Source organism: Microcoleus sp. S36b_A4 (assembly GCF_036700645.1).
GTDB lineage: Bacteria > Cyanobacteriota > Cyanobacteriia > Cyanobacteriales > Microcoleaceae > Microcoleus.
In genome coordinates this window covers 1-11,418 of record NZ_JAUBPI010000084.1, presented here as the reverse complement: position 1 = coordinate 11,418, position 11,418 = coordinate 1, and the positions used below count along the sequence as shown (strand labels likewise).

The 11,418-nt window shown below is 44.7% G+C and carries 10 protein-coding genes and 1 pseudogene; 6 read left to right on the top strand and 5 right to left on the bottom strand.

The genetic code is table 11. The features are described 5' to 3' along the window. Positions 1 to 37 precede the first annotated feature (37 nt). Entirely contained in the window at positions 38 to 442 is a 405-nt protein-coding gene (locus QUA03_RS22350; protein ID WP_333215063.1) for a BON domain-containing protein, read from the top strand. A gap of 10 nt (positions 443 to 452) precedes the next feature. Here QUA03_RS22350 and QUA03_RS22345 read toward each other — a convergent pair whose 3' ends face one another. Both QUA03_RS22345 and QUA03_RS22340 read right to left on the bottom strand, forming a co-directional pair. Next, positions 453 to 620, bottom strand: a complete 168-nt coding sequence (locus QUA03_RS22345; protein ID WP_333215061.1) for a hypothetical protein — start codon at positions 618 to 620, stop codon at positions 453 to 455. A 79-nt stretch (positions 621 to 699) separates the two neighbouring features. Then, positions 700 to 1,077: a hypothetical protein gene (locus tag QUA03_RS22340; RefSeq protein ID WP_333215060.1), complete on the bottom strand. Its 378-nt coding sequence runs from the start codon at positions 1,075 to 1,077 to the stop codon at positions 700 to 702. A 283-nt stretch (positions 1,078 to 1,360) separates the two neighbouring features. Between QUA03_RS22340 and rppA the strand changes: the two genes are divergently transcribed. From rppA to QUA03_RS22315, 5 genes and pseudogenes are all read left to right on the top strand, one after another. Next, complete coding sequence (rppA, locus tag QUA03_RS22335; protein WP_333085832.1) at positions 1,361 to 2,038, top strand: two-component system response regulator RppA; 678 nt, start codon at positions 1,361 to 1,363, stop codon at positions 2,036 to 2,038. Positions 2,039 to 2,056: 18 nt separating this feature from the next. After that, a complete protein-coding gene (locus QUA03_RS22330; RefSeq protein WP_333215058.1) occupies positions 2,057 to 3,337 on the top strand; it encodes a HAMP domain-containing sensor histidine kinase in 1,281 nt (426 codons plus the stop codon). Between the two features lie 85 nt (positions 3,338 to 3,422). After that, the gene (locus QUA03_RS22325) at positions 3,423 to 3,974 is read left to right on the top strand and encodes a DUF3124 domain-containing protein (protein WP_333215056.1); all 552 of its coding nucleotides are present in this window, start codon (positions 3,423 to 3,425) and stop codon (positions 3,972 to 3,974) included. 408 nt (positions 3,975 to 4,382) lie between these two features. Beyond that, positions 4,383 to 5,341: pseudogene (locus QUA03_RS22320) on the top strand (aldo/keto reductase). Positions 5,342 to 5,537: 196 nt separating this feature from the next. Beyond that, complete coding sequence (locus tag QUA03_RS22315; protein ID WP_333215054.1) at positions 5,538 to 7,409, top strand: serine/threonine-protein kinase; 1,872 nt, start codon at positions 5,538 to 5,540, stop codon at positions 7,407 to 7,409. A 116-nt stretch (positions 7,410 to 7,525) separates the two neighbouring features. Here QUA03_RS22315 and QUA03_RS22310 read toward each other — a convergent pair whose 3' ends face one another. The 3 genes from QUA03_RS22310 to QUA03_RS22300 all read right to left on the bottom strand — a co-directional run bounded on the left by QUA03_RS22310 (position 7,526) and on the right by QUA03_RS22300 (position 11,156). Further along, entirely contained in the window at positions 7,526 to 8,461 is a 936-nt protein-coding gene (locus QUA03_RS22310) for a branched-chain amino acid ABC transporter permease (protein ID WP_333215052.1), read from the bottom strand. A 204-nt stretch (positions 8,462 to 8,665) separates the two neighbouring features. Then, positions 8,666 to 9,616, bottom strand: a complete 951-nt coding sequence (locus tag QUA03_RS22305; RefSeq protein ID WP_333215050.1) for a branched-chain amino acid ABC transporter permease — start codon at positions 9,614 to 9,616, stop codon at positions 8,666 to 8,668. 283 nt (positions 9,617 to 9,899) lie between these two features. Continuing rightward, positions 9,900 to 11,156, bottom strand: coding sequence for an ABC transporter substrate-binding protein (locus QUA03_RS22300; RefSeq protein ID WP_333215048.1), 1,257 nt, complete (start codon positions 11,154 to 11,156; stop codon positions 9,900 to 9,902). Between the last annotated feature and the right edge of the window lie 262 nt (positions 11,157 to 11,418).

The following is an 11,418-nucleotide window of genomic DNA, read 5'->3' as shown; positions in this document are numbered from 1 at the left end:
AAATTGCGTTTCACAACAAACAAAACAAACAAAGAATATGCAATTATTAAAGCTATTGGTGCAAGGAATCAGCGTCAGCACTGTTGCAATTTTGGGTTTAGGTGCTTGCACCTCCCCTAATACTTCGCAGACAACTGTTCCATCTACTTCTGCTCCCACAACTGCCACTGGAAATACGACTGTTCCAACCACTCCAGCGCCTGCAACCACGACCGCACAGACGCCTCAGAATCAAGACATTGACGATATTGCCGATCGCGTAGAAGAGGCTTTAGACTCCGATGGCACCCTCAAGCAATTCGATTTGGAAGCAGACGATCGGGATAATTCGATTGTGTTAACAGGGCGCGTTCAAACGGCAGAACAAAAAGCATTGGCAGAACAAATTGCTCGGCAAACAGCAGCGAATGTTTCAATCAATAACGAAATCGTCACTCAGTAGTTATTAATCCTCAAGCGGCAAGAGTATTGGACGCTTCTTGCCGCTTGAGGAATTGCTCGCTCCCAGCGAGAAAACTTATGGATTTGCCAGCGTTATTTGACAGAATGCGATCGCAAAAATAAATGGGACGGGCAAGATGCCCATCCCACAAAAAAAATAACTCTTGTGGGATGGGCATCTTGCCTGTCCCATCAATTGATAAAAAGGATTTTTGCAAGAGGTCTACTGGATGCGATCGCAATATTGAAACAATAAACTTATTCAACGATTTCGTAACGGACTAACTGGCGAACATTTTGACGTGATAACTGTAGTTCTTGCGCGATGGCTGCCTCTATCTGGGTTGCGTCAGTCATGGGCAATTCTAATTCCAATCGCTTCAAAATGGGTTCTGCTGTTTCTACCGCAACCTGGGTGGTTCCTTGTTTTCGGTTAATCACCGCGTTGATCAGCAATATATTGACAGACACCGTTGCTTTAAGCTGGGTATCTGCCTGAAGTTTATTCTTTACTATCTGGGGTTGTTGTAATTCTTGAGCCATTAGGAAACTGGAACCAACCCAAAACGAGATCGCCACAAACGGCAATGGCAACCAAAACTCTGCGCCTGAGACTTGCAGCCAACGTCTAATCATCCGCTATTCTTTCCCATTGATTCTGAGGCTCTTACTATCTATAGCAATCCTAAATCATGTGCATAATTATTGTAGGGGCAATCCTCCCGTGGTTGCCCGATAGATAGGGGGTAGGCACTCTTAGCACTACCCCTACAAATTTATCTGAATCATTTAGGATTGCTATATTGGCACTTTAATACAACTGGATATCTCCTAAAATCTAGCTTAAAGAAGATGCGCGAATCGCCTCAAACTCTAATAATTCTTAAAACTGCAAGCTGCGAAGGAGGCGAGCCGAGATATGAGAGTTTTGCTGGTGGAGGACGATCCAAAGCAACTGATGCCACTTCAAACAGTGCTGTCTCAAGCAGGACATAGCGTGGATGGGGTAAAAGATGGACAGACGGCACAGTGGCTGTTATCAGAAAAAGAATATGATTTGTTGATTTTGGACTGGATGTTGCCACATATCAGTGGGGTAAATCTCTGTCGTCAATATCGAGCAGCAGGGAAAACAGCGCCGATTTTGATGATCACGGCAAGAGATACCACGCCAGAAAAAGTGACCGGCTTAGACGCAGGTGCAGATGATTACCTGGTGAAACCGATCGATTTGGTTGAATTTATGGCACGAGTGCGGGCATTAAGACGACGATCGCCCCTTTGGCAAGGAGATACGCTCAGCCTTGAGGATCTACAACTCCACCTCGATACTCTGACTGTTGAGCGACAAGGTGCAACTGTTTCCCTCTCCAGTCGCGAGTTTCAGTTGTTGGAGTATTTTATGCGTCATCCTCGACAGGTTTTGACTCGGAATCAGATTGAACAAGCTGTGTGGGAATGGGGGACTGAACCAGAGAGCAATGCAATTACGGTTCTAATTCGCAAACTCCGCCAACGCTTGCAGGCTGTAGGATCGGCAGACTGGATTGAGAGCATTTACGGTATGGGTTATCGCCTCACTTCCCCTGAAAAGTAACGATCGTGAAGGCAAGTCGTGTTTAATCAAAGTCGTCGCAATCTGGCTCGTTGGTTCACCCTCTCCATGGGAAGCATTCTCGTGCTGTTTGCAGGGGTGATTTATCAGATTGAGGTAAAAGATAAACTAGAAGCCCTTGACCGACTGCTGTATGACAAAACTAGAGTCATGGCTGCCAGCGTACATTATGAAGTTCGCAAAAACCAAAACCAGGTCGATCTGAGTCATGTCCCTTTGTTAGGCAGTGGTTCTCATCCCCTTGCAGAAGATCTGATTTATGTACGCTGGTATAACGCACAAAGGCGGCTCGTTCGTTTTTTTGGGACTCCTTCCCCAGAGCAGTTAAATACGCCCTTTGGTTATCTCACAGTTCGATCGACCGATCCACTTTTGGGAACAGGAATCTGGCTGCGTCAGGTGACATTACCCGTTGAAGGTAGAACTGGGGTACTCGGTTATCTTCAGGTTGCAACTCCTTTGACAGAAACTCAAAACAGGCTCACTGAGCTTCAGATTGTGCTAACTCTCGCTGTCCCGCTGACACTGGGCTTAATTGCCCTCACAGGTTGGTTTCTCAGCGGGCTGGCGATGCAACCGATTCGGCAAGCCTATCAGCAGCTTCAGCGCTTTACAGCCGATGCCTCTCACGAGTTGCGATCGCCCCTGTCTGCCATTCTCACTAATGCCCAGCTTGGGTTGCTGATCGCGGGTGATGATTCACGTTACCATCCTCCCTTAGAAAACATTGTAGATAGCGCAAAATCAATGGGAGCGCTCGTGAATAATTTACTGCTGTTGGCTCGTCATCAGGGGCAACTTGCGCCGGAATCGCTCAGGTTAATCAATCTCAACGAGTTCCTCAGCAATTTAGCAACCCAGTTTCTCGCACTTGCAGAAGTCCAAAATATCAAACTAACCTGCGAATCACCGGAACAACGGATTGAATTATTGGCTGATCCTGATTTGCTACGGCAAGTAGTCGAAAACTTGCTTTACAATGCCTGTAAATATACTCCCGTTGGCGGAACTATACAGATACGCCTAGTTCTTCATTCCAATTTGGCAGTTATTCAGATAATCGATACGGGAATCGGTATTCCAGAAGCGGACTTACCCTATATTTTCGATCGCTTCTATCGAGTAGACACTGATCGCTCGCAGGAGAGTGGAGGCTTTGGGCTGGGGTTAGCGATCGTCGAACAAATTGTCAAGGCACACAGCGGACAAATACAGGTGACAAGTGCAGTGGGCAAAGGCTCAACTTTCCAGGTTGAACTGCCACTCAAACCTTATCACTAAGCCGCCTCAAACGAGAGAGAAGGTGCACTCTGCTTTCTGCTTTATACGTAACTGCAATGTATGTGGTGTATTTGGATGAATGCCGATGAAGTTGAAACATGATTTCTGGGTTGGTTGGGCGCTAGGGGCGATCGTCCTGAGTTCTTGTTCAGACCAAACTACCTCACCAAGACAACAACCTGATACAAAACGTGAAACCTCACTGAGAGCAGTCCCGTTAGATCAAACAAAAGTTGTGATGGGACAAACCGTATATGTCCCTATTTACTCACATATTTATCACTACAATAGCCAGGATAATGTTATGAATTTGTCAGCGACGCTCAGTATCCGCAATACGGATCTGACAAATTCAATTATTATCACTTCGGTGCGTTACTACGATAATGATGGGAAATTGATTAGGCAGGACATTAAGAGTCCAGTAGAACTCAAGCCGCTTGCTTCCACAGACTTTTTTATTGCAGCAGATGATACAAGTGGAGGCTCAGGTGCAAACTTTATTGTGGAGTGGGTTGCAGAAAAAACGGTTTATGATCCTGTCATTGAAGCTGTCATGATTAGTACCTCTTCTTCTCAGGGCATTTCATTTATCAGTCCCGCTAAAGTTCTCAAGCAACACAAAATGCAGAAGTGATTTTAGAAGATTAAGTTATTGCTTTACAAGGTAGTTTTAGACTACCATAATGGGAAAACTTCATATTCTAAAAACACTTTGTCTGGCTTCTTCCTTCTTGCTTTTGACTTGTTTCCTACTGGCTCCTGACTCCTAGCTCCAATTTCTAGCTTAGGATTGAGAATTAAATAACTTCCACTCTTGAAAGTGGGACGCCCATCCCACAATAACAATTAAAATTGTAAGTTATTTAATTCGCGATCTTTAGGTGCAAAAGTGAGATTATCCCATTTTTAGTTTTTAACTTTGTACATCACACTTTATTGCAAAATAAATGATAGAATTACTGTGCATGACTACCCAACTTTTTTCTGTTAAGATTAGAGAGCTTGAGGGTGAATACTAAAAATATAAATGAGGACTTAGGGTATGCAAAAGCGACAATTGGGAACATCACAAATTCAGATTACCCCGATAATTATGGGGACTTGGCAAGCTGGGAAGCGGATGTGGGTGGGAATTGAGGATGCTGAAACTGTCAAAGCAATGCGCGCCGCTTTTGAGGCAGGTATTACCACCTTTGATACGGCTGAGGTTTATGGAGAAGGGCATTCGGAACAAATTATCGGTCAAGCGCTTTCAGATGTGCGATCGCAAGTAGTTTATGCTAGCAAAGTTTTCGCCAACCACCTGAAACCCGAGTTGGTAATCGAAGCCTGCGATCGATCGCTAAAAAACCTCAACACCGATTATATCGACCTTTACAAATCCACTTGCCCGCTGGCACTTGGAATTCCGAATTAGTGCCAATTGCAGACACAATGGACGCCCTGAACAAGTTAAAAGAACAGGGAAAAATTCGCGCGATCGGCGTTTCAAACTTTTCCCGCGCCCAAATAGAAGAAGCCGCCCAATACGGACGCATCGACAGCTTGCAACCGCCATATTCTCTGTTTTGGCGCTGGGTAGAAAAAGATGCTATGTCCTATTGTGTGGACAATCATATCTCAATCATTGCCTATTCATCTCTAGCTCAAGGAATATTGACAGGTAAATTCGGGCCAGAACACAAGTTTGAAGAAGGCGACCACCGCGCCAAAAATAAGCTGTTCATCAAAGAAAATTACGACCGAGTGCAAACAGCATTAAGTCAACTCAGGCCAATTGCCGATCGCCACCAGATAAGCTTGGGCAACTTAGCTTTAGCTTGGTTGATTTCCCAGCCACAAACAAATGCAATTGTCGGCGCGCGCGACGGGGAACAAGCAGCCGAAAATGCTAAAGCTGCTGAGGTAAAATTGAGTGAAGAGGAATTAAAAGAGATTGATGCGATCGGGCGAACAGTCACCGATCATTTAGACGATAACCCCGTTATGTGGAACTTCTAAAACAGAACTGACGCAACTGGCATATATAGTAAGGTGCGTCAGAACATACATCCTAGATAATCATCCTAGAAATTCGTCTGACGCACCCTACAAGTCGATAGGAGTGTGACTTGTGCAAGAGGTATAATATTTACTGCGCTGTGGAAATATTCAAAAAGTTAAAATCCAAAATCTAAAATCCAAAATCTAAAATCGAATGAGTTACTGCCTAAATCCCAACTGTTCCAAGCCACAAAACCCTCCTGCCGCTAAAATTTGTCGAAATTGCCGTTCAAAACTGCTGCTGCGCGATCGCTACCGGGCTATAAAGGCGATCGGACAAGGCGGTTTTGGTAGAACATTCCTCGCCGTTGACGAAGATAAACCCTCAAAACCTCGCTGCGTCATCAAACAATTTTTACCCCCAGAAACCCAACTCATCCCCTCCGCAAGCAATCGCAACAGCAAAAAAGCAGCCGAACTTTTTGAACAAGAAGCAATGCGATTAGACGAATTGGGCAAACACCCCCAAATTCCCGAACTATTAGCCTATTCCATCCAAGACAGCAGACAATATGTAGTCCAAGAATTTATCGACGGGCAAAATTTAGCACAAATTTTAGAAACAGAAGGCAGATTTACAGAAAATCAAATTCAAGACTTACTCAATAGCTTATTACCCGTCCTTCACTTCATCCATTCCCACAACGTTATTCACCGAGACATCAAACCCGGAAACATCATCCGCCGCGCCGACAAACAATTAGTTCTAGTAGACTTTGGCGCCGCCAAAATTGCTACAGGTACAGCATTACTCAAAACAGGAACCAGCATCGGCAGCCCCGAATACATTGCCCCCGAACAAGCTAGAGGGAAAGCATTTTTTACCAGCGATTTGTACAGTTTAGGCGTAACTTGTTTGTATTTGCTAACTCAAGTTTCCCCTTTTGACCTGTTCGATCCTGGTGAAGATACCTGGATATGGCGACAGTATTTGGCTAACAACCCGGTAAGTGAACAACTAGGGAAAATTTTAGACAAAATGATTGAAAATGCTACTAACCGCCGCTATCAAACGGCTGTTGAAGTATTAAAAGAAGTTAATCCCCAATTTGCGATCGATCTAGCAATTCCTCAAACAATTACCAAGCCAGTCAAACCCGCCCCAACACCTGCCCAGTCCCAACAGCAAACCTATAACTGGCAATGTATTCACACCCTCACAGGTCATAAAAACTTAATTTACTCTGTGGCTTTTAGCCCCAACGGAGAAGTTGTAGCCAGCGGCAGCGATGACAAAACAATCAAGCTGTGGGGAGTTGAAGACGGGCAAGAAATTGTCACCCTCACAGGACACGCTAACTCAGTTTATACAGTAGCTTTCAGCCCGGACGGACTAATGCTAGCCAGTAGCAGCCAAGACAAAACAGTAAAACTTTGGCGGATGAAAGATGGACAAGGAATCCGCACCCTGATTGGTCACAGTAACTCAGTTTACGGCGCAGCTTTCAGTCCAGATGGAACTCTGATTGCTAGCAGCAGTTGGGACAAAACAATCAAGATTTGGCGCGTCAAAGACGGGCAAGAAGTTCGCACCCTTGTGGGTCACACTAATTTAGTTTATTTTGTTGCTTTTAGCCCTGATGGCGAAACTATTGCTAGTTGCAGTTGGGACAGAACCGTCAAAATTTGGCGAGTTAAAGATGGGAAGCTAATTCGCACACTTACAGGTCATACAGACTCCGTTCGCTGCATAGCTTTCAGTCCAAATGGAGAGTTTTTGGCTAGCGGCAGCCATGACAATACCATTAAAATTTGGTGGGTCAAAGATTGGCAAGAAGTTTTAACGATCACAGGACATTCTTGGTATGTTGATTCTATTGCTTTTAGTCCCGATGGCGAGATTCTGGCTAGCAGCAGCAATCAAACTCTGAAGATTTGGCGAGTGAAAGACGGTCAAGAAATTTGTAATATTGCGGGTCATAATAACTCGGTCTATTCTGTTAATTTTAGCCCGGAAGGAGAGTTTATGGCTAGCGGCAGCAGTGACAAAACTATTAAGATTTGGCAGAATACCATGTTTGTTTAATTACCCGCAATCAAAAGCGTTTTTAGTAAGGATTTTTGTCTTTATTGACTAATAATTTTGTATAAAAAGTTTTATGGCGCGGGATTTTTTCCCTAACTCCAGATGATTTATGAATTTTAAACAGAAGTACGATCGCCCTTCCTCCACCTCTTCAACAACTCCGGCGTCACCAAACCTTGCGGAAAAAATATCGTCCCCAAAACAATTAGCAACCCAAAAATAATTAACCGTCCATCCCGCAGAAATTGTGCCAACCAAAGCGGCAATCCCTGAATAGTCGCCATTCCCCTCAAAACCTCCGGCAAAGCAGTAAACACCATCCCACCCAAAACTGCTCCCAGAAACGTTCGGCTACCACCAATCAACACAGAAGTCAAGTAAATAATACTAGCATCAAAAGTACCTTGACGGGCGTTCCAAGTATTCAGGAAATGAGCGCTAACTGCACCCACAACCCCAGCTAAAACAGCACCTAACGTGAAAGCCAAAACCTTATAAAAAGTTGGGTTAATGCCGATCGCATCAGCCGCCAACTCATCAGCGCGGATCGCGGCAAAAGCCCGCCCCACCCGAATCCGTTCCAGCCGATAGACAATTGCCATACTTACCAACAGTAAAGGTAGTACAATCCACAAATACTCGATCGGCGTCGCAAACGGTTGCGGAATCCCAAAAATGCCCACAGCCCCGCCAGTGATGTCCAGATTCAGCGATAAAACCCGCAAAATTTCCACAAAAGCAATAGTTGCGATCGCCAAATAAATCCCGCTTAACCGCAGCGCCGGAATTCCCACCACAATCCCCAGCAACCCCGAAACAGCCCCTGCAATTATCATCTCCAATAACAACAATGGCAGTGGAAATAAACCCCCTGTCGGCTTAAACACCGTCGTAGACAAAATCGCCGCAATATACCCACCCAACGCATAAAAACCAGGGCTAGCGAGAGACAACTGACCAGTCATTAGAGGCAAATATAGCGACATTCCCAACATTGCACCCAACAACATCGAGACAATCAGAAACCCATAAGTAGTAAAAAATGCAGCCATGATTTTATTTTAAATAAGAAACATACTTAAATACCAACTTCATCTCAAATTCAGTCCCATCATAATCATTCATTTCTCTCTTCTCTTTCTCTGCGTTCTCTGCGTTCTCTGCGTCCTCTGCGGTTAAATCATTCCGATATAATTAGTTTCTGTAGGGGCAGTCCCCCCGTGGTTGCCCCAATTTTAATCACCTAATTATCTATTTTACACTTTTTGAATCAAACGCCGTCCAAACAAACCCTGCGGTCTAACTAATAGCATAATAAACAATATGGCAAAAGCAACAGCATCCTTATAAGCCGAAAAATCTCCCGGCACAAAAGCCTCCACCAAACCAATGATAAACCCACCCAAAACCGCCCCAGGAATACTCCCCAGCCCACCCAGCACAATCACCGCCAAACCCTTCAAACCAAAAGCAATACCAAAATACGGCCCAGCAATACTAACACTAGAACCCACCAAACTCCCCGCCAAACCAGCCAGAAAACTGCTCACAAAAAACGTCAAAACAATGTATCTATCAGTATCAATACCCAACAGACTAGAAGTAGTAGCATCTTCAGCCACAGCCTGCATTGCTTTGCCAAATTTAGTAAAATTTATTAAGTAAGTTAAGACAGCTACAATAGCTACAGATACCGCAAAAATTACTATTTGAACAGTACGAATCGGAATTGGTTTATCCGCAGTCCCAAAGTTAATGGCAGCGGGCAAATAGCCGTAAGTGTTAGCAGGAAAAGTGTAAATTTCCGCCCCGACAAGATATTGGATAATATTGGCGATCGCAACTGCCACACCCAAACTAGAAACCACCGTCAGCAGAGGATCAGAGAGTCGGCGGCGCAAAGGCAAAAAAGCAATTCGTTCAACAATTACTCCTACCAAACCAGCCATGACACTTCCCAAAATTAACGCCACAGCAAAAGGCAACTGCAGGGGAATTCGAGCATTAGCCCACAACCCATTAAAACCGAAAGTACCTCCCATCAGCGCATAGGTGAAATAAGCACCCAAAGTAAATACTGCACCGTGAGCAAAATTAATAATTCCCAAAATAGAAAAGACCAGCGTGTATCCCAGGGCAAAAATAGCATACACGCTGCCGATCGACAAACCATTCAAAAATTGTTGCAAAAACAGAGTTAAGTCCATCACCAGTTAGAGATTCGGCATCAACATTAAATCATTCAAAAACAAATAGCATACAATTTTTGACCTTGCCGAATACAGGTATGAATTCAAGATTTCGTAATTGCTAGAAGCCAAGTAGGGTGAGTTTTGTAACATCAAGCGAAAAGTTGATTCATACCGTGAATCAGCAACGTCCAATTTTTAATCTGACTTCTGACTTCCCCCTTGGGGGGCAGGGGGGGTGACTTCAGACTCACACTCAATAACTCATCTGTGTATCCGTGTCAAAATCCGTGTCGTGCCTTCATTTCAAAAACTCAAACTTACCATTATTGCCATCCGCCTCCATTTTTATCTTTGCCACATAAAACTCTTTCTGATTAATCTCACCTTCAGGCGTAAAAGAAATTTCCCCCAAAGGCGTATCGTACTGGCCACCCAACAACTGCTGATTCAAATTTGTACGCAACTCTGCCAATGGCTTTTCGCTAACCTTAGACTTAGCATTAATTGCCTTTAATGACTCAACAAAAACTTGTACACCAGTAAAAGCTTGAGCGCTAAACTGAGGCGGTTCTTTCTTAAATTGAGCGCGATAAGCATCACGAAAAGCCTTATTAATCTCATTCTGATATTCCGGGCTGTAGGCTTGGGCTATCAAAACCCCATCGCAAAGAGCCTTGCAAACAGGAAATACATTAGAAGTATTCAGACCGTTGCCCCCAATGATAACGCCTTTGTAGCCTAACTCCCGCAACTGCTTAATTAAATTGCCTCCATCGGCGGCCAACCCAGAAATAATGATTAAATCCGGCTTGACATTTATCCCATTAGTGGCTTGAGATTGGAAATCTGTATCAGTAGTCAAGAATTTTTGGACTGTTGCCAATTCCAGCCCCATATCTTTAACCGTTGTCTGAAAAGTTTCAGTCTCAGATTTGCTAAAAGCATCATTCTGAGCAAAAAACACTGCTACTTTCTTAATATTGGGATTTTGCTTCAGTGCAGCTTTAACTGCATTAGGTGCTACCACGGCCACAGGCGCGGAGACTCGGGCCACGTAATCGCCAATCTGGGGAATGCCTTTAGCGGTATTGGAGGGGCCGAGTACGGGAACTTTTGCTCGATCGGCGATCGGATCGGCACTAAAAGCCTGCTGCGAGAGGGTCGGGCCCACAATACCCACCACCTGATCCTGATTGATCAGAGTATTGAAGGCATTGATCGTCCCCTGTTCATCTCCACCGGTATCTTGGAACACCAGTTTAATCGGCGTCCCATCCACACCGCCCTTATCGTTGAAATACTTCTCAGCAATTTTCGCGCCAGCCACCTGTTCCTGACCCAGTAAAGCCACATTGCTAGTTTGTGCCACCCCAACCCCAACGGGAATAGCGGTAGAGTTCCCCGCGGCCGAACCCTGTGGCGAAGTTGCCGGAGATGGCGAAGTACCTGGAGATACTGTAGTCGATGTCTGGGGAGTGTTCGTCTGAGTGCAAGCGATCAGCAGTGAAGCGCAGGTAATGAATAAGGCACTAGGGCGAGCGGCAGGTTTTTTCATAAGCGGGCGATCGAACATCTATATATAGGACATCTACACGTAGAGATATTCTACCCATGCGCGGTAGATCGTCCCTTCAAAAGTCCAATCTTGCCCAAAAAAAAGACCCCATAGTTAAAAGAGGAGTCAGCCAGCGGAGGTCGGAGAGCGACTTGATAGCCGAAACCCTTGGTGTGTATAGGCTTAAAAAAAAGTCAAAAATATTTTCGCAAAACGCTTGACAACTCTGGGGAGAGTTGATACATTAATAAAGCGCCAGAAG